General features: G+C 62.1%; 39 protein-coding genes. 1 reads left to right on the forward strand and 38 read right to left on the reverse strand.

The genetic code is table 11. The features are described 5' to 3' along the window. Nucleotides 1-86: 86 nt before the first annotated feature. On the reverse strand, nt 87-1112 hold the full coding sequence (locus M2390_RS13960) for a GNAT family N-acetyltransferase (RefSeq protein ID WP_259179627.1): 1026 nt from the start codon (nt 1110-1112) through the stop codon (nt 87-89). 164 nt (nt 1113-1276) lie between these two features. Between M2390_RS13960 and M2390_RS13965 the strand changes: the two genes are divergently transcribed. Further along, on the forward strand, nt 1277-2014 hold the full coding sequence (locus M2390_RS13965) for a GTP pyrophosphokinase family protein (protein WP_259179629.1): 738 nt from the start codon (nt 1277-1279) through the stop codon (nt 2012-2014). Between the two features lie 75 nt (nt 2015-2089). On the opposite strand, the gene rplQ is transcribed toward M2390_RS13965, so the two are convergent. The 37 genes from rplQ to rpsL form a co-directional block, all read right to left on the reverse strand. Next, nucleotides 2090-2605: a 50S ribosomal protein L17 gene (gene rplQ / locus M2390_RS13970; protein WP_121687502.1), complete on the reverse strand. Its 516-nt coding sequence runs from the start codon at nt 2603-2605 to the stop codon at nt 2090-2092. A 50-nt stretch (nt 2606-2655) separates the two neighbouring features. After that, nucleotides 2656-3648 carry a DNA-directed RNA polymerase subunit alpha gene (locus M2390_RS13975; RefSeq protein ID WP_030148016.1) on the reverse strand — a complete coding sequence of 331 codons (993 nt, stop codon included), beginning with the start codon at nt 3646-3648 and terminating at the stop codon, nt 2656-2658. 123 nt (nt 3649-3771) lie between these two features. After that, nucleotides 3772-4170, reverse strand: coding sequence for a 30S ribosomal protein S11 (gene rpsK / locus M2390_RS13980; RefSeq protein ID WP_030148015.1), 399 nt, complete (start codon nt 4168-4170; stop codon nt 3772-3774). A 42-nt stretch (nt 4171-4212) separates the two neighbouring features. Beyond that, nucleotides 4213-4587, reverse strand: a complete 375-nt coding sequence (rpsM, locus tag M2390_RS13985; protein ID WP_030148014.1) for a 30S ribosomal protein S13 — start codon at nt 4585-4587, stop codon at nt 4213-4215. 171 nt (nt 4588-4758) lie between these two features. Continuing rightward, the gene (rpmJ, locus tag M2390_RS13990) at nt 4759-4872 is read right to left on the reverse strand and encodes a 50S ribosomal protein L36 (protein WP_030148013.1); all 114 of its coding nucleotides are present in this window, start codon (nt 4870-4872) and stop codon (nt 4759-4761) included. 206 nt (nt 4873-5078) lie between these two features. Then, nucleotides 5079-6071: a helix-turn-helix domain-containing protein gene (locus M2390_RS13995; RefSeq protein WP_259179633.1), complete on the reverse strand. Its 993-nt coding sequence runs from the start codon at nt 6069-6071 to the stop codon at nt 5079-5081. Further along, nucleotides 6068-6811, reverse strand: a complete 744-nt coding sequence (locus M2390_RS14000; RefSeq protein WP_259179634.1) for a cupin domain-containing protein — start codon at nt 6809-6811, stop codon at nt 6068-6070. The genes M2390_RS13995 and M2390_RS14000 overlap by 4 nt, the downstream gene beginning before the upstream one ends. 171 nt (nt 6812-6982) lie before the next feature. Beyond that, entirely contained in the window at nt 6983-7204 is a 222-nt protein-coding gene (gene infA / locus M2390_RS14005) for a translation initiation factor IF-1 (RefSeq protein ID WP_030148010.1), read from the reverse strand. A gap of 172 nt (nt 7205-7376) precedes the next feature. After that, a complete protein-coding gene (locus M2390_RS14010) occupies nt 7377-8255 on the reverse strand; it encodes an aminotransferase class IV (RefSeq protein ID WP_259179635.1) in 879 nt (292 codons plus the stop codon). 76 nt (nt 8256-8331) lie between these two features. Further along, the gene (gene map, locus M2390_RS14015; protein ID WP_259179808.1) at nt 8332-9132 is read right to left on the reverse strand and encodes a type I methionyl aminopeptidase; all 801 of its coding nucleotides are present in this window, start codon (nt 9130-9132) and stop codon (nt 8332-8334) included. Between the two features lie 45 nt (nt 9133-9177). After that, nucleotides 9178-9762 (reverse strand): adenylate kinase, encoded by a 585-nt coding sequence (locus M2390_RS14020; protein WP_259179636.1) that lies wholly within the window; start codon nt 9760-9762, stop codon nt 9178-9180. Next, nucleotides 9759-11081 carry a preprotein translocase subunit SecY gene (secY, locus tag M2390_RS14025; protein ID WP_259179637.1) on the reverse strand — a complete coding sequence of 441 codons (1323 nt, stop codon included), beginning with the start codon at nt 11079-11081 and terminating at the stop codon, nt 9759-9761. The genes M2390_RS14020 and secY overlap by 4 nt, the downstream gene beginning before the upstream one ends. A 161-nt stretch (nt 11082-11242) precedes the next feature. Further along, nucleotides 11243-11827 carry a 50S ribosomal protein L15 gene (gene rplO / locus M2390_RS14030; protein WP_081863945.1) on the reverse strand — a complete coding sequence of 195 codons (585 nt, stop codon included), beginning with the start codon at nt 11825-11827 and terminating at the stop codon, nt 11243-11245. Further along, a complete protein-coding gene (gene rpmD, locus M2390_RS14035) occupies nt 11827-12009 on the reverse strand; it encodes a 50S ribosomal protein L30 (protein WP_030148004.1) in 183 nt (60 codons plus the stop codon). Before rpmD ends, rplO begins: the two co-directional genes overlap by 1 nt. After that, nucleotides 12009-12734 (reverse strand): 30S ribosomal protein S5, encoded by a 726-nt coding sequence (gene rpsE, locus M2390_RS14040; RefSeq protein ID WP_030148003.1) that lies wholly within the window; start codon nt 12732-12734, stop codon nt 12009-12011. Before rpsE ends, rpmD begins: the two co-directional genes overlap by 1 nt. Continuing rightward, the gene (gene rplR, locus M2390_RS14045) at nt 12731-13090 is read right to left on the reverse strand and encodes a 50S ribosomal protein L18 (protein WP_030148002.1); all 360 of its coding nucleotides are present in this window, start codon (nt 13088-13090) and stop codon (nt 12731-12733) included. Before rplR ends, rpsE begins: the two co-directional genes overlap by 4 nt. Nucleotides 13091-13092: 2 nt before the next feature. Next, a complete protein-coding gene (rplF, locus tag M2390_RS14050; protein ID WP_259179642.1) occupies nt 13093-13629 on the reverse strand; it encodes a 50S ribosomal protein L6 in 537 nt (178 codons plus the stop codon). Between the two features lie 6 nt (nt 13630-13635). Beyond that, nucleotides 13636-14034, reverse strand: coding sequence for a 30S ribosomal protein S8 (rpsH, locus tag M2390_RS14055; RefSeq protein WP_030148000.1), 399 nt, complete (start codon nt 14032-14034; stop codon nt 13636-13638). A 159-nt stretch (nt 14035-14193) separates the two neighbouring features. Beyond that, nucleotides 14194-14775: a 50S ribosomal protein L5 gene (gene rplE, locus M2390_RS14060; protein WP_121687508.1), complete on the reverse strand. Its 582-nt coding sequence runs from the start codon at nt 14773-14775 to the stop codon at nt 14194-14196. After that, entirely contained in the window at nt 14775-15134 is a 360-nt protein-coding gene (gene rplX / locus M2390_RS14065; RefSeq protein WP_030147998.1) for a 50S ribosomal protein L24, read from the reverse strand. Before rplX ends, rplE begins: the two co-directional genes overlap by 1 nt. Before the next feature lie 2 nt (nt 15135-15136). Continuing rightward, the gene (rplN, locus tag M2390_RS14070) at nt 15137-15505 is read right to left on the reverse strand and encodes a 50S ribosomal protein L14 (RefSeq protein WP_030147997.1); all 369 of its coding nucleotides are present in this window, start codon (nt 15503-15505) and stop codon (nt 15137-15139) included. Between the two features lie 32 nt (nt 15506-15537). After that, nucleotides 15538-15837, reverse strand: coding sequence for a 30S ribosomal protein S17 (gene rpsQ, locus M2390_RS14075; RefSeq protein WP_030147996.1), 300 nt, complete (start codon nt 15835-15837; stop codon nt 15538-15540). 2 nt (nt 15838-15839) lie between these two features. Next, on the reverse strand, nt 15840-16160 hold the full coding sequence (gene rpmC, locus M2390_RS14080; protein ID WP_030147995.1) for a 50S ribosomal protein L29: 321 nt from the start codon (nt 16158-16160) through the stop codon (nt 15840-15842). Next, on the reverse strand, nt 16160-16579 hold the full coding sequence (gene rplP, locus M2390_RS14085; RefSeq protein ID WP_030147994.1) for a 50S ribosomal protein L16: 420 nt from the start codon (nt 16577-16579) through the stop codon (nt 16160-16162). Before rplP ends, rpmC begins: the two co-directional genes overlap by 1 nt. Then, nucleotides 16579-17331, reverse strand: a complete 753-nt coding sequence (gene rpsC / locus M2390_RS14090; protein ID WP_030147993.1) for a 30S ribosomal protein S3 — start codon at nt 17329-17331, stop codon at nt 16579-16581. The genes rplP and rpsC overlap by 1 nt, the downstream gene beginning before the upstream one ends. Then, complete coding sequence (rplV, locus tag M2390_RS14095; RefSeq protein WP_030147992.1) at nt 17331-17696, reverse strand: 50S ribosomal protein L22; 366 nt, start codon at nt 17694-17696, stop codon at nt 17331-17333. The genes rpsC and rplV overlap by 1 nt, the downstream gene beginning before the upstream one ends. A 24-nt stretch (nt 17697-17720) precedes the next feature. Then, nucleotides 17721-18002 (reverse strand): 30S ribosomal protein S19, encoded by a 282-nt coding sequence (gene rpsS, locus M2390_RS14100; protein WP_030147991.1) that lies wholly within the window; start codon nt 18000-18002, stop codon nt 17721-17723. Nucleotides 18003-18014: 12 nt separating this feature from the next. Then, complete coding sequence (gene rplB, locus M2390_RS14105) at nt 18015-18854, reverse strand: 50S ribosomal protein L2 (protein ID WP_030147990.1); 840 nt, start codon at nt 18852-18854, stop codon at nt 18015-18017. A gap of 18 nt (nt 18855-18872) precedes the next feature. Then, nucleotides 18873-19175, reverse strand: a complete 303-nt coding sequence (gene rplW, locus M2390_RS14110; RefSeq protein ID WP_030147989.1) for a 50S ribosomal protein L23 — start codon at nt 19173-19175, stop codon at nt 18873-18875. Then, nucleotides 19172-19861 (reverse strand): 50S ribosomal protein L4, encoded by a 690-nt coding sequence (gene rplD / locus M2390_RS14115; protein WP_030147988.1) that lies wholly within the window; start codon nt 19859-19861, stop codon nt 19172-19174. The genes rplW and rplD overlap by 4 nt, the downstream gene beginning before the upstream one ends. A gap of 5 nt (nt 19862-19866) precedes the next feature. Then, complete coding sequence (gene rplC, locus M2390_RS14120; protein ID WP_030147987.1) at nt 19867-20523, reverse strand: 50S ribosomal protein L3; 657 nt, start codon at nt 20521-20523, stop codon at nt 19867-19869. A gap of 8 nt (nt 20524-20531) precedes the next feature. Further along, on the reverse strand, nt 20532-20840 hold the full coding sequence (rpsJ, locus tag M2390_RS14125; RefSeq protein WP_030147986.1) for a 30S ribosomal protein S10: 309 nt from the start codon (nt 20838-20840) through the stop codon (nt 20532-20534). A 540-nt stretch (nt 20841-21380) separates the two neighbouring features. Further along, complete coding sequence (locus M2390_RS14130) at nt 21381-21596, reverse strand: antitoxin (protein WP_259179646.1); 216 nt, start codon at nt 21594-21596, stop codon at nt 21381-21383. A 184-nt stretch (nt 21597-21780) separates the two neighbouring features. Then, nucleotides 21781-22974, reverse strand: a complete 1194-nt coding sequence (tuf, locus tag M2390_RS14135; RefSeq protein WP_030147981.1) for an elongation factor Tu — start codon at nt 22972-22974, stop codon at nt 21781-21783. Nucleotides 22975-23132: 158 nt separating this feature from the next. After that, nucleotides 23133-25247 carry an elongation factor G gene (gene fusA, locus M2390_RS14140; RefSeq protein ID WP_030147980.1) on the reverse strand — a complete coding sequence of 705 codons (2115 nt, stop codon included), beginning with the start codon at nt 25245-25247 and terminating at the stop codon, nt 23133-23135. A gap of 96 nt (nt 25248-25343) precedes the next feature. Next, nucleotides 25344-25814 carry a 30S ribosomal protein S7 gene (gene rpsG / locus M2390_RS14145; protein ID WP_030147979.1) on the reverse strand — a complete coding sequence of 157 codons (471 nt, stop codon included), beginning with the start codon at nt 25812-25814 and terminating at the stop codon, nt 25344-25346. After that, nucleotides 25814-26188, reverse strand: a complete 375-nt coding sequence (gene rpsL, locus M2390_RS14150) for a 30S ribosomal protein S12 (RefSeq protein WP_030147978.1) — start codon at nt 26186-26188, stop codon at nt 25814-25816. Before rpsL ends, rpsG begins: the two co-directional genes overlap by 1 nt. Nucleotides 26189-26396 lie beyond the last annotated feature (208 nt).

Here is a 26396-nt window from a genome sequence, read left to right on the forward strand (position 1 = left end):
CGCGGCCGGTCTCGCCCACCGTCTTCCGGGTCGGTGCGTTCCGGCCCGCCGTCGTCTGGTCAGCGATCGATCCGGCCCGATCCCGTCTAGTACTCCCGAATAAAGACCGTGGTCTCCCCGACGCTGGCAAACCCCAGCCCCGCATACAGGGTGTTGGCACCGGTGGGGCTGGCCGAGTCGACTTCAAGAATAACCGAGGGAAGGTCCCCCTCGACCCCGGCGTTCAGCAGGTGGGTGAGCAGCGCGGGAGCCAGCCGGCGGCCGCGCCAGTCGCGAATCACCCCCACCAGCTCGATCAGTGCATCCTCGGCCGGCTCGGTCACCGTGCTCAGTGCAAACCCCACAACCCGTTCCTGTTTGCCCCCATCATCATTGGCCAGGGCTACAAACGACAGATCTCCGCGGAAGTGGCCACCGCGCACCAGCCGGTTCCAGCGTTCCTTGGTGTTGGGCTGGGATCCCCAGTTATCGCGGAAGGCATCGTTACGGGCGATCCGAGTGCGGTCGTAGTACTCCTCGGTACAGTTGACGATCCGCACCCCCTCGGGCGGTGCCAGCGGGGTGACCGGTGCCCCCAGCGGGTGTCGCATCTCCTGGTAGTAGCGTTCGGGCACGAGTCCGTGGGTGCGCGCCAACGCCTGCAGCGCCGGGTTCTGCGCATCCGCGTAGAGCATGCTCCAGCCGGGGAGGCCGAGGTCGTATTCGGCCAGCTGTTCGGCCGAACGCGCGAGCTGCCAGGCCAGCACCTCGCCGCCGATCCCACGCCCCCGCCAGAGCGGATGCACCGCCCCAAACAGGTATGACTGCACCCGTGTCGCATGCCCACCGGCAACCACACACAGCGCATGGGCCACATACTCACCGTTCTCGGCCAGGCCCACCAGGGTGTCCCGGGTGGGGTCAACATTCGAGGTTTCAAACGTTTCGGTGATCGCCGATCGGGGGCTGAGTCGCTCGGGACTATCAATCTCGTCGGCGGCCCGCTGGAGCCGCCAGATCGCGTCAATATCCTCGGGTCCGGCCGCGCGCCAGGTCACCACATCCGGGTGATTCGGCACCGGTACTGCGGGGCGCTCCGCCAGGCGGTCACGCAAACTCGGCTGTGAGCTCATGCCTTCAGGCTACGCTCGCGCCGGGCGATTTGCTAGGCCCCGAACGCGGTGTATCCGATCCCGCCCCCGACTCTGACGGCTTCTTTATCTGTGCCTTATGGATCACACGTGCAGGATCGGCCGATAGCCTCGTATCAGCAGGTTTCCAGCGAAAGGTCAGAAGAATGCCCCTCCCCTCCCCCGCCGAACGCAGGATCCTCGGCCAGGACATGACCCGGATGATGATGGCCTACCGTTTTGGGCTGGATGAGATCTCGACCAAGATCAAGATCCTGCGGGACGAGTTCACCTACGTCCACGAGTACAACCCGATCGAGCATGTGAGCTCTCGGGTCAAGTCCCCGGCGAGCATCATCGAAAAGGCCAAGCGACGCGGCATCGAACCCACCGTCGAAGCGCTGCGCCGGGAGGTTCGCGACATCGCCGGTATCCGCATCACCTGCAGCTTTGTGCCCGACATCTACACCGTCGCGGACCTGATCACCAATCAGCAGGATGTAACCGTGATCGAGGTGCGCGACTACATCAAACACCCCAAGCCCAACGGCTACCAGAGCCTGCACGTCCTGGTTGAGGTTCCGGTGTTTCTCTCCGACCGGGTCGAATCGGTGCCGGTGGAGATTCAGATTCGCACGGTCGCGATGGACTTCTGGGCGAGCCTGGAGCACAAGATCTACTACAAGTTCGAAAAGGACGTCCCCGGTGACGTCCTGGCCGAGCTCAAGGAGGCCGCCGAAACCGCCGCGGCCCTGGACCGTAAGATGCTCCGGCTGCGCGAACAGGTGCGCTATATCGATGCGGCCACCCCCTCGCTCCCCGAGCACAGCTCGACCCTGGCCGAGGCCACCACGCTCAGCAAACTCTTCGCCGGGCTGCTCGAGGAAACCTCCCGCGGCGAATAGGCACCAAGCACCCGGTTAAACGGCGATGCCGCATCCCAACGGGGATGCGGCATCGTCGTAGTAAGAAGCCGAAGACTACTTGGTCTCCTCGGCAGCGGCTTCCTCAGCCACAACCTCGGTGGTCTCCTCGGCGACCACGGGGGTCTCCTCGGCGACGACCTCGACGGTCTCCTCGGCTACCGGAGCGGCAGCCTTCTCGGCGGCCGGCTTGGCAGCCTTCTTCTTCGGGGTGACGGGCTCGAGAACGAGCTCGATCACTGCCATGGGGGCGTTGTCACCCTTGCGGTTCCCGATCTTGGTGATGCGAGTGTAACCACCGTTACGCTCCGCAACCTGCGGGGCGATCTCGGCGAACAGCTCGTGCACGATGCCCTTGTCGGTGATGACACCGAGCATACGACGGCGCGAAGCCAGGTCGCCACGCTTCGCGAAGGTCACGTAACGCTCTGCAACGGGCTGCAGACGCTTGGCCTTGGTGAAGGTGGTGGTGATGCGCTTGTGCTCGAAGAGCGCAGCGGCGAGGTTGTTGAGCAGCAGGCGCTCGTGAGCGGGACCGCCACCGAGGCGGGCGCCCTTGGAAGGCTTAGGCATGTTGAAACTCCAGTTAGAAAAAGGGTGACGTCGGCGAACCGACGGGAAGGTTAGTTAGCTACGTCGTCCTCGAAGCCCGAGTAGAAGTGGGCGCCATCGAACCCGGGAACCGAGTCCTTCAGGGACAGACCCATCTCAACGAGCTTGTCGCGTACCTCGTCAACCGACTTCTGACCGAAGTTGCGGATGTTCATCAGCTGGGTCTCGGACAGAGCAACCAGCTCCGAGACGGTGTTGATGCCTTCGCGCTTCAGGCAGTTGTAGGAACGGACCGACAGGTCCAGGTCCTCGATCGGAATCGACAGTTCGCTCGACAGGACAGCGTCAACCGGCGCGGGGCCGATCTCGATGCCCTCGGCTGCGGTGTTCAGCTCACGAGCCAGACCGAACAGCTCTACCAGGGTGGTGCCGGCCGAAGCGATGGCATCCCGGGGGGAGATGGCGGACTTGGTCTCCACGTCGACCACCAGGCGGTCGAAGTCGGTACGCTCACCGGCACGAGTTGCCTCGACGCGGTAGGTAACCTTCAGGACCGGCGAGTAGATCGAGTCGATCGGAATCTGACCGGCCTCGGAGAACTCGTTGCGGTTCTGACCGGCGGACACGTATCCACGGCCACGCTCGATGGTCAGCTCAAGTTCAAACTTGGCCTTCTCGTTCAGGGTCGCGATGACGAGCTCGGGGTTGTGAACCTCGACACCGGCCGGAGCCGAGATGTCGGCGGCGGTAACCTGACCGGCACCGGTCTTACGCAGGTAAGCGGTGATCGGCTCATCGTGCTCGCTCGAGACAACCAGACCCTTGATGTTCAGGATGATCTCAGTGACATCTTCCTTCACACCGGGGATGGTGCTGAACTCGTGCAGAACGCCGTCGAGGCGGACGCTGGTAACGGCGGCTCCGGGGATCGACGACAGCAGGGTGCGACGCAGGGAGTTACCCAGCGTGTAACCAAAACCGGGCTCGAGCGGCTCGATAACGAACCGGCTGCGGAACTCGGAAATGTTCTCTTCGGTGAGCGTCGGGCGCTGTGCAATAAGCACTATTGGTTCCTTTCGGCTAAGTGTCCGCTATATGACACTTGCGTGTGCGAGGTTTTGACGTACAGTGCTGAATCCGCGGCCGAGCGGTTCCGGAGAACCGCTCGGCCACAGCCCAGGGAAGGACTAAACGCGGCGACGCTTCGGCTGGCGGCAACCGTTGTGAGCCTGAGGGGTCACATCGTTGATCGAGCCAACCTCGAGGCCTGCGGCCTGAAGCGAACGGATGGCGGTTTCGCGACCCGAACCCGGGCCCTTCACGAACACGTCAACCTTCTTCATGCCATGCTCCTGAGCCTGGCGCGCGGCCGACTCTGCTGCCAGCTGAGCGGCGAACGGGGTCGACTTACGCGAACCCTTGAAGCCAACTCCACCGGACGAAGCCCAGCTGATAACCGCACCGGTGGTGTCGGTGATCGAGACGATCGTGTTGTTGAAGGTCGACTTGATGTGGGCCTGGCCCACGGCGACGTTCTTCTTTTCCTTCTTGCGCGGCTTGCGTGCAGCCGACTTAGTTGATGCCATTGTGAATGATCTCCTTAGGTCCTATGAGGGCGCTGGCAGGGCCTAGCGAGCCTTCTTCTTGCCGGCAACGGTGCGCTTCGGACCCTTACGGGTACGTGCGTTGGTCTTGGTGCGCTGACCACGGACCGGCAGGCCGCGGCGGTGGCGCAGACCCTCGTAGGAACCGATCTCAACCTTGCGGCGGATGTCGGCGGCGACCTCACGGCGGAGGTCACCCTCTACCTTGAAGTTCTGTTCGATGTAGTCACGGAGAGCGACGAGCTGCTCGTCGGTCAGGTCCTTGACTCGGATGTTCAGGTCGATCTCGGTCGCTGCAAGAGTCTGCAGCGAACGGGTGTGACCGACACCATAGATGTACGTCAGTGCGATTTCCACGCGCTTATCGCGGGGAATGTCAACGCCGGCGAGACGTGCCATGTTGGCTTCTCCTAGGAGTAGTGCGGAGGTGTGGGGCAATTCCGGGGTCCCGGGCCTCCGACCCGGGGTGTCCCTTCCACGAGGGAAGTTCTTGGAAACGCCTATATATTCTGTTACTGCTGTGGCCACGCATAACCGCGGCCGGATGATCGGTAAACCGATCGAGCTTAATTAGCCCTGACGCTGCTTGTGACGCGGGTTCTCGCAGATGACCATAACGCGGCCGTTACGACGAATCACCTTGCACTTTTCGCAGATGGGCTTAACACTGGGGTTGACCTTCACGGCAACTCTCTTTCGCTGTCCTCGTACCCGGAAAATCCCGGGCCGTTACTTACAGCACCAATGAAAGTATCGGCGCTGGTCTGGCGGAAATAGGCACGCCGAAACGCACACAAAATACCAAGGGTCAACACTACGGCATTTTCGGGCGTTTCGCCACCCGGGCGTTTCGCCCCGCGGGAACGCTCGAACCGCGGGGAACAAAGTCCCTAGTCCGAGGCGGATTCCGCGTCCTCGTCGCGACCACCGTGCACGGCGCGCAGCTGGGTGGGGGTCTGATCCATGACCTGGTTCATGACCCGGCGCAGCTGATTGGCACCGGCAAATCCCGAGCGGATGGCCACATCGTCGATCGACACGTCATCGAACCGGCGATCCATCAGCATCGAGACCGCATGCTCCAGCCGACGCTTGCGAATCACGTTGGACACGTTCTCGCCGTAGTCGGAGTAGAGCCGCTGCAACGAACGCGGAGACATCCCATAGTGGGCGGCGATCGAGGAAACGGAGAGATCGGGGCGGGTGAAGTGCGCCCCGATGTAGCCACGAACCACCGCGCGCTCCTCGGCCCGACGGGTAGCCACCGAATCTTGGCTGGGCAGCGTGGCAACAAAGACCTCGTTGAGCATCTTGGTGATGGTGCGGCTCACCCGCAGCTCATCCACCGGTGCCAGCGGGAAGGCGGCCGGGCGCAGCAGCGCCTCGAAGAAGGATGCGGTGGCACCGTTGAAGAGCTCATCGCGGCGAATGTAGCGCATCTGCTTTTCCTGGGCCAGACCCGCGGGAAAGAGGAGTTCTCGGTCCACGGTGATCGTGACATAGCGGGTGCGCTCGGGCAGGTGAATCTGGGTCGGCACGGTGTCAAAGCCGATGACCGCATCCCCGGGGGTCAGCACGACGTGCCGGCCACGCTGGTCAATTTCCAGCCGGCCCTCACGAACAAAGGTGAAACGCACCTTATCGGGGGCATCGTAGTGGTCGGTCGCCAGCGACACGTTGAGCGAGGTGGTGAGGATGCTCTGGATACGGAAGTATCCGATTCGGGCCACCCGGGTGCGCAGGTCAAAGTGCTCGGCATCCGAGGTGGTAACCCCGTCCGAGGCCGCCAGCATCGCTACACCCTCGGGGCCAAAATAGGCGCGGTCCGAAATCGAGTTATCGGCGGTGTGCGGGTTGAGTAGTCGTTTTCTTGCCTCGCTCATGAGATCTCCCGTCCGGCGATGTCGCGGAGTTCATCGCGCAGGCTGCGTGGTGCCGACTGAAACAGGCGCTGCAGCGAACGGGTGGACATCCCGTAGTGTTCGGCGATATTCGCGACCGAGAACGAGGCGGTACCCCGCTGCGTAAAGGCGTATTCGAGGATGGCTTGACGCTGTTCTTCCAGCCGCTCCTCGGGGGTGCGCGCGGCCTCCACATAGCCGAGGTGCAGCTCAACCAGAAAGGAGTCGAAGACGCGACAGAGCCGGGTGACCTGCTCGAGACCCAGGGGGTAGAGGCGCGCCTCAAAGAGCCCAAGGAAGAACCCGGCCATACCCGAGGGGAGCAGCGCCGGCGCCACCACCTTGCGCACCGCATGGGGAAACGAGATTCCCCCGGAGTCCAGGACATCGCGGTCCACCGCGACCGAGATGCCGCTTGCGGACTCGACGATCTCCGCCAGGTAGGGCTGCCACCCGATCACGATCGCGCTCTCCCCCGCGCCCAGCTCGACGGTACGGCCCGCCTGGGTCAACCGGAGCTTGCCGCTCAGGACATAGACAAAAAGCATCTTTTCGTGGGTGTCCGGCGTGGCCGGACGATGCAGGAGAACCGGGGTCACCGCAAACCGGCGAAACAGATATCCGCCGATGCGTACCGAGTCCTGCGAGAACACAAAGTCCTCGGGGCGTTGCCCCTCCACCAGCTGCATACCGGACGAGTGCGGAACGCTCTCAAATCCCAAGTAGCGATGGTGCTGCAGCTGATTAGAGCCGCGTGTACCTAAATTCCAGATCTCCGTGCTGTCGGACATCTTTTCTCCCCCCTAACCGGATCGTGACCCGGCTAGCCCCCAGACTAGCGTTATGAAAACGGGTGACACCAGCCCCCGCTGGTGTCACCCGATAAATCCGTACTACTTGTAGCGGTAGACGATCCGCCCACGCGTCAGGTCGTAGGGCGTCAGCTCTACGATCACGCGGTCTTCGGGCAGGATGCGAATGTAGTGCTGACGCATTTTGCCACTGATCGTGGCCAGGACCTTGTGTCCGTTGGTCAGTTCCACTCGAAACATCGCGTTGGGGAGGGCCTCTACAACCTGGCCCTCGATCTCGATGACGCCGTCTTTCTTGGCCATAGCCTCACTGTCACTCAGTATCGAAGTCCGATCGGCTCGTTCTGAGCCAGCGGGGCACTCATGCGCCCAAATCGGGGCACGCCGAAAGCGCACCAAGAAACAAGAATATGTCATTACGCGACGATGCGCCACCGCGCGTTATCATGCCGCCCCATAATCGGGGCGGAATTGCCTAGTGCGTACGCGCCAACAGGGCGTGCACCAGAGACTCATTTAACTCGGGCTGCTGGGTCACGGGCTGACCATCCAGGGTCCGAATCGGGGCCGCCATGCGCACACTCGACAGCAGCCAGGCACCGTCGACCGAGCCCAGCGCCACCGCCGGAATCTGACGATACACACAGGTGTAGCCCTGGGTGCGCAGCCATTCGAAAGCGGCGTCCACGGTGGTGCCGGCAAGAATGGCCTCATCCCGCGGGGGCGAAACGAACTCCCCATCGGTGTACACCATCAGCGAGGACGTCGGCCCCTCAAGCGCCAGGCCCTCGGTTGAAATGAACAGCACGTCATCCGCGCCACGGGATGCGGCCTCACGCAGGGCCGCCATGTTGATCGCGTAGGACAGGGTCTTGGCACCGGCCAGCAGCCACGGGGTTCGCTCGCTCGCGTGCACGGACAGACCGCGCTCCAGGCTCACCACGGCAAGCCCCGAGTGACGCTCGGGCAGATCTGCGGGGGTCTCATCGGCGACCAGCCAGGCGCTCGGCCCCTCCCCCGGTACACCGCGGGTCAGGCTCAGCCGGAGCGACCCGGTACCCGTCTCGGGCAGGGTGGCGGCGGCGATGGCCAGGGCTGCCCGCCACTGGTCCAGATGGGGTGCGGGTAGGTCGAGGAGCCGGGCAGATCGAGCCAGCCGGGCAAGGTGTGCACCCTCGGCCTGAACAACACGATTGACCACACCAAAGGTTTCAAAGATGCCATCCCCACGCACGATCCCCGCGTCGCGCAGCGAAATCACGGCCTCGGCCGCGGGACGAACCGTCTGGGCGAACCCGCCCTCGGGCTCGGGTGCATCGGCGGCCAGGGGCGAAAGAAAAAACACTGCGCTCATGCATTCACCATAAACCCGCGTCCCGCGCCGCGCACACAAAACCCGGCCCCCAGTGGGGCCGGGTGAGTGTGTGTTGCTAGCGAATCGGAGTCGGCGTGATCCCAAACGGCGCCAGCCCTGCGGCCCCACCGTCCTCGGCAGTCAACACCCAGATGCCGTCTCGATGCACGGCGACGCTGTGCTCCCAGTGGGCGGCGGGCTCGCCATCGGCGGTGGTCACCGTCCACTCATCGTCCTGGATGATGGTGTCGATCTTGCCCCGAACCACCATCGGCTCGATCGCAACGACGAGCCCGGGGCGAACCTCGGGACCCTTTTCGCGTACCCGATAGTTGAAGACGGGCGGATCCTCATGCATGTCGCGGCCGATGCCGTGACCCACAAAATCCTCGAGGATCCCGTAGTCGTGTCCGCCGCCCTGTGCGACGATGTGGTCCTCGATCGCGGCCCCCACCTCGTTCAGGTGCTTGGCCGAGGCCAAACGGGCGATACCGGCCCACAGGGAGCCTTCGGTGATGTCGTTGAGCTGGCGGCGCAGGGCCACAAGCTCGGGATCGGCGAAATTGTCCAGAACCGTGGTGAAGGCCGAATCGCCGTTCCAGCCGTCGAGGATCGCACCGGAGTCGATCGAGAGAATGTCTCCGGGCTCAAGCGGACGATCATTCGGGATGCCGTGCACCACGTCGGCGTTCACCGATGCGCACACGGTATGCCGATAGCCCGGCACCAGCTTGAAGTTCGACGCACCGCCGGCCGCGATGATTGCGGTTTCGGCGATGGCGTCGAGCTCCAGCGTGGTGATGCCGGGCCGGATGGCCTCGCGCACGGCCGCAAGCGATGCGGCCGTGGCGAGACCCGGGGCGACCATCCGGCGCATCTGCTCCGGGGTCTTATAGATGTTTTTCTTGCGGAAGATCACGAACTACGCCGCGAGCAGGTCGCGCTCGCGCAGAACCTCGGTGATCCGTGCCAGCACATCGGCAATCGAACCGACGCCGTCGACCTCGGCGACGATACCGCGCTCGCGGTACACGTCGAGGATCGGGGTGGTCTGCTCCTCGTAGATCTTCAGGCGGTTGCTGATGACCTCTTCGGTGTCGTCGCTGCGGCCCTGCTCGGCGGCGCGAGCCACCAGGCGGGTGATGCTCTCCTCGCGGGGAACAACCAGCTCAACAACCAGGTCCAGGGCCTCGCCGCGGGCGGTGAGGAACTCGTCCAGGTCGGCGACCTGAACCAGGTTGCGCGGGTAGCCGTCCAGCAGGAATCCGGCGGCGGCGTCCTCCTGGGACAGGCGGTCGCGCACGACCTCGCCGGTCAGGGCGTCGTCCACCAGGTTGCCGGCTTCGATAACTGCCTTGATCTTGAGACCCAGTTCGGTCTCGCCACCAATGTTTGCCCGGAACATGTCGCCGGTGGAGATGGCGGGGATGTTCAGGAGACCGGCGATTTCGACACCCTGGGTGCCCTTGCCCGATCCCTGCGGACCAACAATGAGGAGACGGCTCAACGGAGTAACCCTTCGTAGTGACGCTGCTGCAGCTGCGAGTCGATCTGCTTGACCGTCTCCAGACCCACACCAACGATGATCAGAATCGAGGCGCCACCGAACGGGAAGTTCGCGTTGGCACCAACCAGGCCGAGCGCGATCAGCGGGATCAGCGCGATCAGACCCAGGTAAACCGAACCGGGCAGCGTCACGCGGGTGAGCACGTAGTCCAGGTATTCGGCGGTGGGGCGGCCGGCACGGATGCCGGGGATGAAGCCCCCGTAGCGCTTCATGTTGTCGGCTACCTCTTCGGGGTTGAACGTAATGGCAACGTAGAAGTAGGTGAACCCAACGATGAGCATGAAGTAGAGAAGCATGTAGAGCGGGTGATCACCCTTGGTGAGGTAATCGTTGATCCAGGTGACCCAGGCGGCGGGATCCTGACCGGCGGCGGGCTGGTTGAACTGCGCCAGCAGGGCGGGCAGGTACAGCAGCGACGAGGCGAAGATCACGGGGACCACACCGGCCATGTTGACCTTGATCGGGATATAGGTGTTGTTACCACCGTAGGTACGGCGACCCACCATGCGCTTGGCGTACTGCACCGGAATCCGGCGCTGGGACTGCTCCACGAACACAACCAGGGCCATGATGACGATACCCACGGCGATCACCATGAAGAAGATCTCCGGACCCTTGGCGGACCAGATCGAAGCCATGGCGGCGGGGAAGGTGGCCGAGATCGAGGTGAAGATCAGCAGCGACATACCGTTACCGATACCGCGCTCGGTGATCAGCTCACCCATCCACATGATCAGACCGGTACCGGCGGTCATGGTGATGACCATCAGCAGTACCGCGTACCAGGTGTCGGTGGTCAGCAGGTTCTCACAGGCGGGCACACCGGTGTTACCAAACAGTGCACCGGTACGAGCCACGGTGATCAGGGTGGTGGACTGCAGCACACCCAGGAAGATCGTCAGGTAACGGGTGTACTGGGTCAGCTTGGCCTGACCGGTCTGGCCCTCCTTGTAGAGGGTTTCGAAGTGCGGAATAACCACGCGCAGCAGCTGGGTGATGATCGACGCGGTGATGTAGGGCATGATACCCAGCGCGAAGATCGAGAGCTGCAGCAGAGCACCACCCGAGAACAGGTTGATCAGCTCATACGCACCCGAGGTGGTCTGGTCCGATACCAGACAGGCCTGGACGTTTTTGAAGTCGACAAACGGCGCCGGAATGAACGAACCCAGTCGGTAGATCGCGATGATCCCGAGCGTGAATCCGATCTTGCGGCGAAGATCGGGAGTGCGGAAAATCCGCGCGACGGCACTAAACAAAAAACAGCCTCCTGGTTGCGTGCCTCACGGCGCGAACTCTGCTTACCTGCTGATGGACCCTACGAAAAAGGGCCCGATAATCGAATCTACTCGATTATCGGACCCAATTCGCAATTTCGGACCGAAATCCGCTCAATTTAAGCGGAATTCATCTGCCGAACTTAGTTAACCGAACCGCCTGCGGCGACGACCTTCTCCTGGGCCGAGCCCGAGATCTTGTCGACGGTGATGTTCAGCTTCACGGCGATCTCGCCGTTGCCCAGAACCTTCACCAGCTCGTTCTTGCGGACTGCGCCCTTTTCCACGAGGTCAGCAACGGTTACGTCGCCACCCTTGGGGTAGAGCTCAGCCAGGGTCGACAGGTTAACAACCTGGTACTCGACCCGGAACGGGTTCTTGAAACCACGCAGCTTCGGTGCGCGCATGTGCAGCGGGAGCTGCCCACCGGCGAAGCCGGGGCGTACCTGGTAGCGTGCCTTGGTTCCCTTGGTACCACGGCCCGCGGTCTTACCCTTGGAGCCCTCACCACGACCGACGCGGGTCTTGGCCTTCTTGGCACCCTCGGCGGGACGCAGGTGGTGAACCTTGAGGACCTGGGGACGCGCAGCGGTCTCCTCGGTCTTCTTCTCAGCTGCCTTGGCGGCCGGCTTCTTGGCGGCGGTTGCCTTAGCAGCCGGTGCCTTCTTCGCGGCGGGTGCCTTAGCGGCAGTCTTCTTCTCGTCGGCTACAGCCTTTTCCTCAGCCATTAGTCGACCTCCTCAACCTTCACGAGGTGAGCAACAGTGTTTACGTAGCCGCGGTTCTGCTTGTTGTCCTCGCGGATAACAACGGCACCGATGCGACGCAGACCCAGCGAACGCAGGGTGTCGCGCTGGTACTGCTTCTCACTAATTTTGGACTTGATCTGAGTGATCTTCAGCTTGGCCATTAGGCACCTACCTTTGCGGCGGCAGCGGCGGCTGCGGCGCGAGCCTCAACCTGCAGCAGCTTCGCCGGAGCGATCTCGTCATACGACTTGCCACGACGAGCTGCAACAGCGCGGGGCTCTTCCAGCTGCTTCAGAGCGGCAACGGTCGCGTGAACGATGTTGATGGTGTTGCTGGAACCCAGCGACTTCGAGAGAACGTCGTGGATACCGGCGCACTCGAGTACGGCGCGAACCGGACCACCGGCGATAACACCGGTACCGGCAGCGGCCGGACGCAGCAGGACAACGCCGGCTGCGGCCTCACCCTGGACGGGGTGGGGGATGGACGAACCAACGCGCGGGACGCGGAAGAAGTTCTTCTTCGCCTCCTCGACACCCTTGGAAATAGCGAGGGGAACTTCCTTCGCCTTTCCGTAGCCAACGCCTACCAGGCCGTTGCCGTCACCGACAACTACGAGAGCGGTGAAGCTAAAGCGACGACCACCCTTCACAACCTTGGACACGCGGTTGATGGTAACAACGCGCTCCAGGAACTGGCTCTTCTCGGCGTCACGGCTGTTGCGGTCGCGGCCCTGGCCACGCTCGCGTCCACCCTGACCGCCACGGCGGTTGTTGTCGCGGCCGTTGCCACGACCCGACTGGTCGGTGCCGGCAGCGGTCTCAACCGGCTTCTCGGCGACGGCTTCTTCAGTAGCCACGGTCTGCTCCTTGCTTGCCTCGGTCACAGGTTCAACCCACCCTCACGAGCTCCATCGGCGATCGCTGCGACACGACCGGCGTAGCGGTTACCGCCACGGTCAAATACAACTTCTTCGATGCCGGCGGCCTTGGCACGCTCAGCAACCAGCTCACCAATCTTGCGAGCCTTAGCGGACTTGTCGCCCTCGAAGGTACGCAGGTCGGCTTCCATGGTGGAGGCCGAGGCCACGGTGTGGCCCTTGCTGTCGTCGATGACCTGAACGAACACGTGACGTGCCGAACGGGTAACGACCAGGCGCGGACGCAGCTCGGTGCCGACGACCTTCTTGCGCAGACGAGTGTGGCGACGCTTACGAGCGGCCGACTTTGACTTTACAGCCATGGTTACTTACCAGCCTTTCCGGCCTTGCGGCGTACGATCTCGCCGGCGTAACGCACACCCTTACCCTTGTAGGGCTCAGGCTTGCGGATCTTGCGAATGTTGGCGGCAACCTCACCGACGGCCTGCTTGTCGATGCCGGCCACGGTGACCTTGTTGTTGCCCTCAACGGAGAAGGTGATGCCGGCCGGGGGCTCGACAACAACCGGGTGCGAGAAGCCGAGAGCGAACTCCAGGTTCGCGCCCTTCAGTGCAACACGGTAACCGGTACCAACGACCTCAAGGCCCTTGGTGTAACCATCGGTCACACCGATGATCTGGTTGTTGATCAGGGTACGGGTCAGACCGTGCAGCGAACGCGAGTCGCGCTCGTCGTTCGGACGGGTAACCAGAACCTGGTTCTCCTCGAGTGCAACCTCAATCGGGTTGGCCACTACGAGGCTCAGCTCACCCTTGGGTCCCTTAACCGCGACGTTCTGGCCGTCGACGGCTACGGTGACACCCGCGGGGATCTGGATGGGAAGTCTTCCAATACGCGACATGTCGGATTACCACACGTAGGCGAGAACTTCTCCGCCCACGCCCTTCTTCTCGGCCTCACGGTCGGTCAGCAGACCGGAGGAGGTGGACAGGATGGCAACACCGAGGCCGCCAAGAACCTGAGGAATTTCGGTGGACTTTGCGTATACGCGCAGGCCCGGCTTCGAAACTCGCTTGATGCCGACGATCGAACGCTCACGGTTGGGGCCGTACTTGAGGTCGAGGGACAGAGTCTCACCCACGCGGGCGGCCTCCACCTTCCAACCAGCAATGTAACCCTCGCGCTCGAGGATGGATGCGATGTTCTTCTTGAGCTTGCTGCTCGGCATCGACACGGAGTCGTGGTGTGCCGAGTTGGCATTGCGCAGTCTGGTCAGCAGGTCTGCGACCGGATCTGTCATTGTCATGTTTAATTTTCCTTTAAACACCAGGTTTCGACTGCCGTTACACGACAGGCGACCTGTGGTGGGAGGGTGCCGCGGCTGCGAGCACCCTAAGTACCGCCCGAAAACGGGCGCGGTGCATACTCTACAGCATGAACCGCGCCCGCGTTCAATCGAACGGAATTAGTTCCCGGACTTGAACGGGAAGCCGAGCGCCTTGAGCAGCGCGCGACCCTCGTCATCGGTCTTGGCGGTGGTCACGACGGTGATGTCGAAACCGCGCACGCGATCGATCTTGTCCTGGTCGATTTCGTGGAACACACTCTGCTCGGTCAGACCGAAGGTGTAGTTACCGTTTCCATCGAACTGCTTGTCGCTCAGGCCGCGGAAGTCCCGGATACGGGGCAGGGCCAGGTTGACCAGGCGGTCCAGGAACTCCCAGGCACGGTCTCCACGCATGGTGACGTGGGCGCCGATGGCCTGGCCCTCGCGCAGCTTGAACTGTGCGATGGACTTACGGGCCAGGGTGACCTGGGGCTTCTGTCCGGTGATCTTGATGAGGTCTGCGATAGCACCCTCGATCACCTTCGAGTCACGAGCGGCTTCACCGACACCGGTGTTCACGACAACCTTAACGATTCCCGGAATCTGGTGAACGTTGGCGAAGCCAAACTCTTCCTTCAGTGCCGGAGCGATCTCGCTACGGTACTTCTGCTTCAGGCGCGGCTGGATCTTGCCAGCCGACGCGGCAGCGGTGTCAGTCATTAGAGATCCTTACCAGACTTCTTGGCGTAGCGAACGCGGACAGTCTTCTTGACGCCGTCCTTCACTACCTCTTCGTTACGGTGTCCGACGCGGGTCGGCTTCTTCGACTCGGGGTCAACCAGGGCCACATTGGAGATGTGGATGGCTGCCTCGACGGTCTCGATGCCACCGGTCTTGGTGCCGCGCTGGGTCTGGCCCTGACGCACGTGCTTGGTGACGTAGTTTACGCCCTCAACCACGACGCGGTTGGTCTCGTTGTTAACCGAGAGAACCTTGCCCTGCTTGCCGCGGTCGCCGCCGCGGGCCTGGGTAGCACCGGTGATGACCTGAACCAGGTCACCCTTCTTGATGTTCGCCATAGTTACAGCACCTCCGGAGCCAGCGAGATGATCTTCATGAACTTCTTGTCGCGAAGCTCGCGACCAACCGGTCCGAAGATACGGGTTCCACGGGGCTCGCCGTCAGCCTTGAGGATAACGGCAGCGTTCTCGTCGAACTTGATGTAGGAACCGTCGGGACGACGGGTTTCCTTCTTGGTGCGAACGATGACGGCCTTGACGACGTCACCCTTCTTGACGTTTCCACCGGGGATTGCGTCCTTGACGGTTGCAACGATGGTGTCGCCGAGACCGGCGTAACGACGGCCGGAGCCACCGAGAACGCGGATCGTGAGCAGCTCCTTGGCGCCGGTGTTATCGGCAACCTTGAGTCGTGATTCCTGCTGAAGCACTATTTACTCCTTTACAAAGTAGGCCCGAAGGACTACTTGGCCTTCTCGAGGATCTCGACCAGGCGCCAGTGCTTGGTAGCACTCAGCGGCCGAGTCTCGGCGATCAGAACGTGGTCACCGATACCGGCGGTGTTCTGCTCGTCGTGAGCCTTGATCTTCGAGGTACGGCGGATGATCTTGCCGTAGAGAGCGTGCTTGACGCGGTCCTCAACCTCGATGACGATGGTCTTGTCCATCTTGTTGCTGACAACGTAGCCACGACGGGTCTTACGGTAACCGCGAGCGGTCTCCGTGACGTCGGCTGCGGCCGCGTTTTCCTTAGCGGTAGCCATGCCTAGGCCTCCTTCGTGTCGGCGACCTCGGCCTCAGCGGCCTCGGTCTTCTTGCTCTTCTTGGCGGCAGCCTTCTTGGGGGCAGCCTCCACCGGAGCCGGAGTGGCCCGAATACCCAGCTCGCGCTCGCGGATCACCGTGTAAATACGGGCGATGTCGCGACGCACGGCGCGCAGGCGTCCATGGGTCTCCAGCTGACCGGTAGCGGACTGGAAGCGCAGGTTGAAGAGTTCTTCCTTTGCCTTCCGCAGCTCGTCTACCAGTCGTTCGTTTTCAAAAGTGTCGAGCTCGCTCGGGGTGAGCTCCTTGGAACCGATCGCCATTATGCGTCGCCCTCCTCGCGCTTGATGATGCGTGCCTTGAGGGGCAGCTTGTGGATTGCACGGGTGAGTGCCTCGCGGGCCAGGGTCTCGGGGACTCCAGCAACCTCGAAGAGCACGCGGCCCGGCTTGACGTTGGCGACCCACCACTCGGGCGAACCCTTACCGGAACCCATGCGGGTTTCGGCGGGCTTCTTGGTCAGCGGACGGTCGGGGTAGATGTTGATCCACACCTTTCCACCACGCTTGATGTGACGGGTCATGGCGATACGAGCGGACTCGATCTGACGGTTGGTCACGTAAGCGGGGGTCAGAGCCTGGATGCCATACTCGCCGAAGCTTACGGTGGTGCCACCGGTAGCGTGACCGGTCCGGTGCGGACGGTGCTGCTTACGGTGCTTTACACGACGGGGAATCAACATTAGGCGCTAGCTCCTTCTGCCACCGGCGCCTCAGCAGCGCGCGGGGCGCGACGGGGCCGGTCGTTACGCTCGTTGCGGCCCTTGGTGTTGGCCTGCTCGCGAGCGAGTTCCTTGTTGGTGATGTCACCCTTGTAGATCCAGACCTTAACGCCGATCCGACCAAAGGTGGTCTTGGCCTCGTAGAAGCCGTAGTCGATGTTCGCACGAAGGGTGTGCAGCGGCACGCGACCCTCGCGGTAGAACTCCGAACGGCTCATCTCGGCGCCGCCCAGACGACCCGACACCTGGATGCGAACACCCTTGGCGCCGGCGCGCTGTGCGCCCTGCAGGCCCTTACGCATTGCGCGGCGGAAGGCCACACGTGCGGTGAGCTGCTCAGCGATACCCTGAGCAACCAGCTGAGCGTCGGCCTCGGGGTTCTTGACCTCGAGGATGTTCAGCTGGATCTGCTTGCCGGTGAGCTTCTCCAGGTCGGCGCGGATGCGCTCGGCCTCGGCTCCACGGCGACCGATAACGATACCCGGACGTGCGGTGTGGATGTCCACCCGTACACGGTCGCGGGTGCGCTCGATCTCAATCTTCGAAACGCCTGCGCGGTCGAGGGAGGTCTGCAGCGAGCTGCGGATCTTCACGTCCTCGGCTACGTAGTCGGCGTAACGCTGGCCCGGCTTGGTGCTGTCGGCAAACCAACGCGACACGTGGTCGGTGGTGATGCCCAGGCGGAAGCCGTAAGGGTTTACTTTCTGACCCATTACTTCGTACCCTCCTCAGGAGTGGCGAGCACAACAGTGATGTGGCTGGTGCGCTTCTTGATCTGGAAAGCGCGACCCTGAGCACGAGGCTGGAAACGCTTGAGCGTGGTCCCCTCGTCTACATATGCGCTCTTGATGTACAGGTCGGCCTCGTCCAGGAACAGGTTGTCCTTGTCGGCCTTCACCCGGGCGTTAGCCATGGCGGATGCGACGAGCTTGTAAATCGGCTCGGATGCACCCTGCTGTGCGAACTTCAGGATAGCGAGGGCCTCAACGGCCTGCTTTCCACGCACCAGGTTGATAACGCGACGGGCCTTCATGGGGGTGACGCGGATGTGTCGCACGCGTGCGATTGACTCCACCATTATTTCCTCCTAATCGTCGCCGCCTTAGCGGCGACGGCCCTTCTTGTCGTCCTTCACGTGACCGCGGAAGGTACGAGTCGGGGCGAACTCGCCCAGCTTGTGACCGACCATGGTCTCGGTGACGAACACCGGGATGTGCTTGCGACCGTCGTGTACCGCGATGGTGTGACCCAGCATGGCGGGAACGATCATCGAACGGCGCGACCAGGTCTTGATCACGTTCTGGCTCTTGGCCTCGTTCTGCTTGACGACCTTGCGAAGCAGGTGATCGTCAACGAAGGGGCCCTTCTTAAGACTGCGTGGCATCTTCTACGTCCTCTACTTACGCTTCTTACCGACGGTACGGCGACGAACAATGAGCTTGTCGCTTTCCTTGTTGGGGCGACGGGTACGGCCTTCCTTCTGGCCCCAGGGGGACACAGGGTGACGACCACCGGAGGTCTTACCCTCACCACCACCGTGCGGGTGGTCAACCGGGTTCATGGCAACACCACGGACGGTCGGACGGATACCGCGCCAGCGGTTACGTCCAGCCTTACCCCAGTTGATGTTCGACTGCTCGGCGTTTCCGACCTCACCAATGGTGGCGCGGCAGCGAGCGTCAACGTTGCGGATTTCACCCGAGGGCAGACGCAGCTGCACGTAGGGGCCATCCTTGGCGACGAGACGAACCGAAGCACCAGCGGAGCGAGCCATCTTGGCGCCGCCACCGGGGCGGAGCTCAATGTTGTGGATCACGGTACCGGTGGGGATGTTCTTCATCGGCAGGTTGTTACCGGGCTTGATGTCAGCGCCGGCACCCGACTCGACGATGTCGCCCTGCTTCAGCTTGTCCGGAGCGATGATGTAACGCTTGGTTCCGTCAACGAAGTGCAGCAGCGCGATACGTGCGGTGCGGTTGGGGTCGTACTCGATGTGAGCGACGCGAGCGTTCACGCCGTCCTTGTCGTTACGACGGAAGTCGATCACGCGGTACTGGCGCTTGTGGCCACCACCGATGTGACGGGTCGTGATGCGACCCTGGTTGTTACGTCCACCGGTCTTCGACAGGGGGCGCAGCAGCGACTTTTCGGGGGTCGAACGGGTGATTTCGGCGAAGTCCGAAACGCTCGATCCACGACGACCCGGGGTCGTCGGCTTGTACTTGCGAATAGCCATAATTATTCCTTATGCTCCCTAGCCGACAGCGGTGAAGATGTCGATGGAACCGGACTTGAGCGTGACGATCGCGCGCTTGGTGTCCTTGCGCTTGCCCAGACCGAAGCGGGTACGACGAGTCTTACCCTTACGGTTCAGGGTCGAGATCGATGCAACCTGCACATCGAAGATCTTCTCGATCGCGAGCTTGATCTCGGTCTTGTTCGAACGGGGGTCAACCTCGAAGGTGTACTTGCCCTCGTCGATCAGAGCGTAGCTCTTCTCGGAGACAACCGGAGCCAGAATGACGTCGCGGGGGTCCTTGTTTACGATGATGCTCATGCGGAGACCTCCTCGGTCACCTCGGCCGACGAAGCCACGGACTTAGCCGACTTGCCTGCCACCGGACCGGCGACGAAAGCGTCGAAGGCACCCTTGGTGAAAACGATGTCGTCGGAGACGAGCACGTCGTAGGCGTTCAGCTGATCCGGGTGGATCACGTGGACCTCGGGGATGTTGCGAACGGACAGAGCGCCGACCTCGTCGTTGCGCTCAATAACGATGAGCACGTGACGCGAGGAAGCAATGGTGTCCAGGTAGGTAGCGGCGACCTTGGTCGACGGGGTCTCGCTCAGTGCGAGGGTCGACACAACGTGCAGACGCTCACCGCGGGCCCGGTCGGACAGTGCACCGCGCAGGGCGGCGGCAATCATCTTCTTGGGGGTGCGCTGTGCGTAGTCACGCGGGGTCGGTCCGTGGACGATTCCACCGCCAACCATCTGAGGAGCACGGATCGAGCCCTGACGAGCGCGACCGGTTCCCTTCTGCTTGAACGGCTTGCGGCCGGCGCCGGAGCGCTCTCCGCGGGTCTTGGTGCTGTGGGTACCCTGACGTGCGGCAGCAAGCTGCGCGACGACGACCTGGTGAATCAGCGGGACGTTGGTAACGACGTCGAAGATCTCGGCGGGAAGCTCTACAGCCTCTGCCTTCTTGCCCTTCGCGTCCAGAACGTCAATCTTGGTAGCCATGGAAATTAGGCTCCCTTCACGGCGGTGCGGACGAATACGAGACGACCACGCGCACCGGGAACCGCGCCCTTAACGAGCAGGAGACCCTTCTCGGCGTCGATGGCGTGGACGTGCAGGTTCAGAACCGTAACACGCTCACCACCCATCCGGCCGGCCATGCGCTGGCCCTTGAAAACGCGACCCGGGGTGGACGCGCCACCGATCGAACCGGGCTTACGGTGGTTGCGGTGGGCACCGTGCGATGCCGGAGCGCCGCCGAAGCCGTGGCGCTTCATCACACCGGCGAAACCCTTACCCTTAGAGGTTCCAACGACGTCGACCTTCTGGCCGGCCTCGAAGGTTGCCTCAACGGTGAGCTCCTGACCGAGAGCGTACTCAGCGGCGTCAGCGGTGCGCACCTCGGTGAGGTGACGGCGCGGGGTAACCCCGGCCTTCTCGAAGTGACCTGCGTCGGGCTTGTTCACCTTGCGCGGGTCGATCTGACCGGCAGCGATCTGCACGGCAGCGTATCCATCTACCTCGAGGTTGCGCACCTGAGTGACAACGTTCGGAGCGATTTCGATAACGGTAACGGGTACGAGCTTGTTGTTCTCGTCCCACACCTGAGTCATGCCGAGCTTGGTGCCGAGCAGACCCTTAACGGTCTTGTTCTGCGTAACCATGATTGCCCCTACAGCTTGATCTCGATGTTGACGTCCGCCGGCAGGTCGAGACGCATCAGCGAATCAACGGCCTTGGGGGTCGGGTCGACAATGTCAATCAGACGCTTGTGGGTGCGCATTTCAAAGTGCTCCCGGCTGTCCTTGTACTTGTGGGGAGAACGGATTACACAAACCACGTTCTTCTCGGTCGGCAGCGGCACGGGGCCAACTACGGTTGCGCCGGCACGGGTGACCGTGTCAACGATCTTGCGTGCCGAGGAGTCGATGACCTCGTGGTCATACGACTTAAGTCGAATGCGGATCTTCTGTCCCGCCATTAGTGACTCTCATTCTGTCTTGCGTCTTACGGTCTCCCGCATTGGACGCGCTTCATCACGGCTAGAGCTTTGCAGCTCCCCCGTGGGGTACTCCTAGGTGTCGCACCACTATTTCGCTATCAACGTGACCTACCGCGCGGCTTCGGTTTCCCGGTTCCGACGATGGGTTCCCCACCCCTGATTTTCGGCCGGCACCGAGGTGCCACCTGTTCGAGGAGTGGAGATTATGTTGTGTCTACCCGGACGTGGCCCGCGGCGTATGATTACTCACAATCCACAGACACGATCGGCCGGTTATTTCCCCGGACACAGCTGTGCCCCAAGAAAAAGTCGAACCTCTCGATTCTGGCAGAGACGGGCACTTTATGCAACCCGCGCGTGTCGGATTGTCTGCCTTGATTTCATGCGGCAAAACGGGGCGCCCGCCCTGACAACACGCCCGGGATGCAAATACCCCCTCCGTGGCCTCTCCCGAACACAAAAATTCGGGGCCCGATGCCTTCGCATCGAACCCCGAATTCGGTGGTTTGGGCGGTAACGCTACTCGTTACCGATCGCCTTATCCGCGGCGTCGCGGGCCGACTGCACCTGGTCGGCAAACTTGCCGCCGGTGACCTTATTGGCCAGATCCGAGGCACCATCCAGCACCTTGTCACTGATCTCCTCGGCCTTTTCGCTGTGGATCGCATCGTTAATCGCCGCCGCGTTGTCGCCAACGAGGCCCTTGGCCTTGTTCACCAGATCATCCAGTCCCATTGCACTTCCCCTTTTATTCGCGAGCAGCCGCGAAAGTGGCGGCGTGCGATTATTCTCGCGCGCACCCGAAACCCGCACAACCTTCCCCGTGGCCCCCGTTCGGGGCGAGAATCACAAAACCCCCGCAGACCGAAGTCTGCGGGGGTTTTGTTTAGCTAGTCGCTAGATCAGAAAGTAACCGAAATTACTTGGTGATCGAGGTGACGGTACCAGCACCAACGGTGCGGCCACCCTCACGGATTGCGAAGCCGAGGCCCTCTTCCATGGCGATGGGCTGGATCAGCTCAACGGTCATGTCCACGGTGTCACCGGGGAGAACCAGCTCGACACCCTCGGGGAGGGTGATGACGCCGGTCACGTCGGTGGTGCGGAAGTAGAACTGCGGGCGGTAGTTCGCGTAGAACGGGTTGTGACGGCCACCCTCATCCTTGGACAGGATGTAGGCGGTGCCCTCGAAGTTGGTGTGCGGGGTAACCGAACCCGGCTTCACGATAACCTGACCGCGCTCTACGTCTTCGCGCTTGGTACCGCGGAGCAGCAGACCACAGTTCTCGCCGGCCCATGCCTCGTCGAGCTGCTTGTGGAACATCTCGATACCAGTCACGGTGGTCTTGACGGTCGGACGCAGTCCAACGATCTCAACCTCGGAGTTGATGGCGAGGGTTCCACGCTCGGCGCGGCCGGTCACAACGGTTCCACGACCGGTGATGGTGAAGACGTCCTCAACGGGCATCAGGAAGGGCTTGTCGCGGTCACGAACCGGGTCCGGAATGTTCTCGTCAACAGCCTTCATGAGCTCGAGGATCTGGCCGACCCACTTCTCGTCGCCCTCGAGGGCCTTCAGAGCCGAAACGCGCACGACCGGAGCGTCGTCGCCATCGAAGCTCTGGCTGGAGAGCAGCTCGCGAACCTCGAGCTCAACGAGCTCCAGGATCTCCTCGTCCTCAACCATGTCGGACTTGTTCAGTGCGACGAGCAGGTAGGGAACACCAACCTGCTTGGCGAGCAGAACGTGCTCACGGGTCTGAGCCATCGGACCGTCGGTAGCGGCAACCACGAGGATTGCGCCATCCATCTGAGCGGCACCGGTGATCATGTTCTTGATGTAGTCGGCGTGACCCGGGGCGTCAACGTGTGCGTAGTGACGCTTCTCGGTCTCGTACTCCACGTGGGAGATGTTGATCGTGATACCACGCTGACGCTCCTCGGGAGCGGAGTCGATGGTAGCGAAGTCGCGCTGAACGTTGGTTGCCGACGGGTAGGTGTCAGCCAGAACCTTCGAGATGGCCGCGGTAAGGGTGGTCTTACCGTGGTCAACGTGACCGATGGTTCCGATGTTTACGTGCGGCTTGGTCCGCTCGAACTTGGCCTTAGCCACTGGGTCCTCCTCAGGACTTGTGCAATGTGTTCACGCGCTGGATTGCACGCGGCACACCACAGGGATTGTCAATATATGTTACTAGGTTTCGCCGGTGTCCCGGCGCGTCGTCGCAAATGTAGCGTAGGTCAGCGACGACGCGCCAGGCAGCGCAGGGGCTATTCGCCCTGGTTCTTCTGAATGATCTCCTCGGCAACAGCCTTGGGGACCTCAGCATAGCTTTCGAAAGTCATCGAGTAGACGGCGCGACCCGAGGTCTTCGAGCGCAGGTCACCGACGTATCCGAACATCTCCGAAAGCGGAACAGCGGCGCGAATAACCTTCACACCGGAGGCGTCCTCCATCGAAGAAATCTGTCCACGACGAGAGTTCAGGTCACCAATAACGTCACCCATGTACTCTTCGGGGGTACGGACCTCAACGGCCATGAGCGGCTCGAGCAGGACGGGGTTCGCCTTGCGCAGAGCCTCCTTCATACCCATCGAGCCCGCAATCTTGAACGCCATCTCCGAGGAGTCGACGTCGTGCGCAGCACCGTCAAGCAGGTTCGCCTTGACACCCACGACGGGGTAGCCGGCGAGCACACCAACCTGAAGCGCATCCTTGAATCCGGCGTCAACCGAGGGGATGTACTCACGCGGAATACGGCCACCGGTGACCTTGTTGTCGAACTCGTAGATGGTGTCCTCGGTGACCTCGATCGGCTCGATGCCGAACTGGATCTTCGCGAACTGACCGGATCCACCGGTCTGCTTCTTGTGGGTGTAGTCGTGCTTGTCAACCGTGCGACGGATGGTCTCACGGAAGGCAACCTGGGGCTTACCCACGTTGGCCTCAACCTTGAACTCGCGCTTCATACGGTCAACGAGGATGTCCAGGTGAAGCTCACCCATACCCTTGATGACGGTCTGACCGGTCTCCTGGTTGAGCTCAACCCGGAAGGTCGGGTCCTCTTCAGCCAGTTTCTGGATAGCGGTACCGAGCTTCTCCTGGTCGGCCTTGGTCTTGGGCTCAATAGCAACCTCAATGACGGGCTCGGGGAAGGTCATCGACTCCAGAACAACCTGGTTGTTCGGGTCGGTCAGGGTGTCACCGGTGGTGGTGTCCTTCAGACCGATCACGGCGTAGATGTGACCGGCGGTAACGCGGTCAACGGGGAGCTCCTTGTTGGCCTGCATCTGGAAGATCTTTCCGATGCGCTCCTTCTTGCCCTTGGTGGCGTTGTAGATGCCCTCACCGGATTCAGCCGAACCCGAGTAGACACGTACGTAGGTCAGACGACCGAAGAAGGGGTGCACGGCAACCTTGAAGGCCAGAGCCGCGAAGGGCTCCGAAGCGTCGGGCTTGCGCTCGATGATGACCTCTTCGTCGCGCACGTCGCGAGCCTCGATGGCTCCAACGTCCAGCGGCGAGGGGAGGTAGTCAACAACGGCGTCCAGCATCGGCTGCACACCACGGTTCTTGAAGGCCGAGCCACACAGAACCGGGTAGATCTCCGAGTTAACGGTGAGCTTACGGATCGCGCCCTTGATCTCGGCGATGGTCAGCTCTTCGCCGCCGAAGTACTTCTCCATGAGGGCGTCGTCGGTCTCGGCGACGGTCTCCAGCAGAGCGGTGCGGTATTCCGCAGCCTTCTCCTTGAGGTCCTCGGGGATCTCCTCGGTGGCGTACTTGGCGCCCATCTGAACGTCACCCTTTGCGTCTCCGCGCCAGGTCTTAGCGTTCATCTCGACGAGGTCAACAACACCCTCGAACTCGCTCTCGGAGCCGATGGGCAGCTGGATAACCAGCGGCTTGGCACCCAGGCGGTTGACGATGGTGTCTACGGTGAAGTAGAAGTCAGCACCCAGCTTGTCCATCTTGTTGACGAAGCAGATACGCGGAACGTTGTACTTGTCAGCCTGACGCCACACGGTCTCGGACTGGGGCTCAACGCCCTCCTTGCCGTCGAACACGGCGACGGCGCCGTCGAGGACGCGGAGCGAACGCTCTACCTCAACGGTGAAGTCAACGTGACCGGGGGTGTCGATGATGTTGATCTGGTTCTTGTTCCAGAAACAGGTCACGGCGGCAGACGTGATCGTGATGCCGCGCTCCTGCTCCTGCTCCATCCAGTCGGTGGTGGCACCGCCGTCGTGGGTCTCACCGATCTTGTGGTTCACACCGGTGTAGAAAAGGATGCGCTCGGTCGTAGTGGTCTTACCGGCATCGATGTGCGCCATGATGCCAATGTTGCGGACCTTGTTCAGGTCGGTGAGCACGTCAAGTGCCACGGGTTCCTCCGATATTTAGTAGGTCGGGAAGCCGAACTCGGGCCCATCCACGGGCGGACAGGAAAAAATCCTGCCCGCCCGCGAATGGAACTCTCGCTACCAGCGGTAGTGAGCGAATGCCCGGTTCGACTCGGCCATCTTGTGGGTGTCTTCACGACGCTTCACAGCGGCGCCCAGACCATTCGATGCATCCAGAATCTCGTTGGTGAGACGCTCGATGATCGTCTTCTCGCGGCGGCCCTTGGCGTAGGACACGAGCCAGCGCAGTGCGAGAGTGTTGGCACGGTGAGGCTTAACCTCAACCGGCACCTGGTAGGTCGAACCACCAACACGACGGCTGCGAACCTCAAGAGTCGGGCGCACGTTGTCGAGCGCCTTCTTCAGGGTCACAACGGCGTCCTGGCCGTTCTTGGCGGAAACGGCAGCCAGTGCGTCGTACACGATGCGCTCGGCGAGGGACTTCTTACCATCGACGAGGATCTTGTTTACGAGCTGGCTGACGATCGGAGCGCCGTATACCGGATCGGCAACGACGGGGCGCTTCGGAGCGGGTCCCTTACGAGGCATTACTTCTTCTCCTTCTTGGCGCCGTAGCGGCTACGAGCCTGCTTGCGGTTCTTCACTGCCTGAGTGTCGAGAGCGCCGCGAACGATCTTGTAACGCACACCGGGGAGGTCCTTCACACGACCGCCGCGCACGAGCACCATCGAGTGCTCCTGCAGGTTGTGGCCCTCGCCGGGAATGTAGGCGGTGACCTCGGTGCCGTTGGAGAGCTTCACACGAGCGACCTTACGCATCGCCGAGTTCGGCTTCTTCGGGGTGGTGGTGTACACACGGGTGCAAACACCACGCTGCTGGGGATTGGCCTTCAGAGCGGGAGCCTTGGTCTTGGTGACCTTCGGCGTACGCCCCTTCCGGACCAACTGCTGAATAGTTGGCACTACTTCTCCTTGTTTGTGCTGCACGGTGACAGCAATGACATGTTTTTAGCATTGACCACTCCGAGACGAGTCCCGAGGCGGTATCTACATGTTCGTCCGTTCCGATTGCTCGGCCCGGTCTCATATGACCCACCAGTCCGCCAAGATGGCCGGACCGAAAACCGTGGGTATGCCGTGGGGGTCATCTATCGAAACAGATGCACCCGGG

Source organism: Mycetocola sp. BIGb0189, assembly GCF_024810155.1.
Lineage (GTDB): Bacteria > Actinomycetota > Actinomycetes > Actinomycetales > Microbacteriaceae > Mycetocola > Mycetocola lacteus.

What these genes read in the sequence shown, in the direction of transcription:
- M2390_RS13960 (WP_259179627.1), bottom strand. Translation starts at nt 1,112, where the DNA reads ATGAGCTCACAGCCGAGTTTGCGTGACCGCCTGGCGGAGCGCCCCGCA.
- M2390_RS13965 (WP_259179629.1), top strand. Translation starts at nt 1,277, where the DNA reads ATGCCCCTCCCCTCCCCCGCCGAACGCAGGATCCTCGGCCAGGACATG.
- rplQ (WP_121687502.1), bottom strand. Translation starts at nt 2,605, where the DNA reads ATGCCTAAGCCTTCCAAGGGCGCCCGCCTCGGTGGCGGTCCCGCTCAC.
- rpsK (WP_030148015.1), bottom strand. Translation starts at nt 4,170, where the DNA reads ATGGCATCAACTAAGTCGGCTGCACGCAAGCCGCGCAAGAAGGAAAAG.
- rpsM (WP_030148014.1), bottom strand. Translation starts at nt 4,587, where the DNA reads ATGGCACGTCTCGCCGGCGTTGACATTCCCCGCGATAAGCGCGTGGAA.
- M2390_RS13995 (WP_259179633.1), bottom strand. Translation starts at nt 6,071, where the DNA reads ATGAGCGAGGCAAGAAAACGACTACTCAACCCGCACACCGCCGATAAC.
- infA (WP_030148010.1), bottom strand. Translation starts at nt 7,204, where the DNA reads ATGGCCAAGAAAGACGGCGTCATCGAGATCGAGGGCCAGGTTGTAGAG.
- M2390_RS14010 (WP_259179635.1), bottom strand. Translation starts at nt 8,255, where the DNA reads ATGAGCGCAGTGTTTTTTCTTTCGCCCCTGGCCGCCGATGCACCCGAG.
- map (WP_259179808.1), bottom strand. Translation starts at nt 9,132, where the DNA reads ATGCGCCGGATGGTCGCCCCGGGTCTCGCCACGGCCGCATCGCTTGCG.
- rplO (WP_081863945.1), bottom strand. Translation starts at nt 11,827, where the DNA reads ATGGCTGAGGAAAAGGCTGTAGCCGACGAGAAGAAGACTGCCGCTAAG.
- rpmD (WP_030148004.1), bottom strand. Translation starts at nt 12,009, where the DNA reads ATGGCCAAGCTGAAGATCACTCAGATCAAGTCCAAAATTAGTGAGAAG.
- rplR (WP_030148002.1), bottom strand. Translation starts at nt 13,090, where the DNA reads ATGGCTGTAAAGTCAAAGTCGGCCGCTCGTAAGCGTCGCCACACTCGT.
- rplF (WP_259179642.1), bottom strand. Translation starts at nt 13,629, where the DNA reads ATGTCGCGTATTGGAAGACTTCCCATCCAGATCCCCGCGGGTGTCACC.
- rpsH (WP_030148000.1), bottom strand. Translation starts at nt 14,034, where the DNA reads ATGACAATGACAGATCCGGTCGCAGACCTGCTGACCAGACTGCGCAAT.
- rplE (WP_121687508.1), bottom strand. Translation starts at nt 14,775, where the DNA reads ATGACTGACACCGCTGCCGCGTCGGCTGGCAAGATCCAGCCGCGCCTG.
- rplX (WP_030147998.1), bottom strand. Translation starts at nt 15,134, where the DNA reads ATGGCGAACATCAAGAAGGGTGACCTGGTTCAGGTCATCACCGGTGCT.
- rpsQ (WP_030147996.1), bottom strand. Translation starts at nt 15,837, where the DNA reads ATGGCTACCGCTAAGGAAAACGCGGCCGCAGCCGACGTCACGGAGACC.
- rpmC (WP_030147995.1), bottom strand. Translation starts at nt 16,160, where the DNA reads ATGGCGATCGGTTCCAAGGAGCTCACCCCGAGCGAGCTCGACACTTTT.
- rplP (WP_030147994.1), bottom strand. Translation starts at nt 16,579, where the DNA reads ATGTTGATTCCCCGTCGTGTAAAGCACCGTAAGCAGCACCGTCCGCAC.
- rpsC (WP_030147993.1), bottom strand. Translation starts at nt 17,331, where the DNA reads ATGGGTCAGAAAGTAAACCCTTACGGCTTCCGCCTGGGCATCACCACC.
- rplV (WP_030147992.1), bottom strand. Translation starts at nt 17,696, where the DNA reads ATGGTGGAGTCAATCGCACGCGTGCGACACATCCGCGTCACCCCCATG.
- rpsS (WP_030147991.1), bottom strand. Translation starts at nt 18,002, where the DNA reads ATGCCACGCAGTCTTAAGAAGGGCCCCTTCGTTGACGATCACCTGCTT.
- rplB (WP_030147990.1), bottom strand. Translation starts at nt 18,854, where the DNA reads ATGGCTATTCGCAAGTACAAGCCGACGACCCCGGGTCGTCGTGGATCG.
- rplW (WP_030147989.1), bottom strand. Translation starts at nt 19,175, where the DNA reads ATGAGCATCATCGTAAACAAGGACCCCCGCGACGTCATTCTGGCTCCG.
- rplD (WP_030147988.1), bottom strand. Translation starts at nt 19,861, where the DNA reads ATGGCTACCAAGATTGACGTTCTGGACGCGAAGGGCAAGAAGGCAGAG.
- rplC (WP_030147987.1), bottom strand. Translation starts at nt 20,523, where the DNA reads ATGGTTACGCAGAACAAGACCGTTAAGGGTCTGCTCGGCACCAAGCTC.
- rpsJ (WP_030147986.1), bottom strand. Translation starts at nt 20,840, where the DNA reads ATGGCGGGACAGAAGATCCGCATTCGACTTAAGTCGTATGACCACGAG.
- M2390_RS14130 (WP_259179646.1), bottom strand. Translation starts at nt 21,596, where the DNA reads ATGGGACTGGATGATCTGGTGAACAAGGCCAAGGGCCTCGTTGGCGAC.
- rpsG (WP_030147979.1), bottom strand. Translation starts at nt 25,814, where the DNA reads ATGCCTCGTAAGGGACCCGCTCCGAAGCGCCCCGTCGTTGCCGATCCG.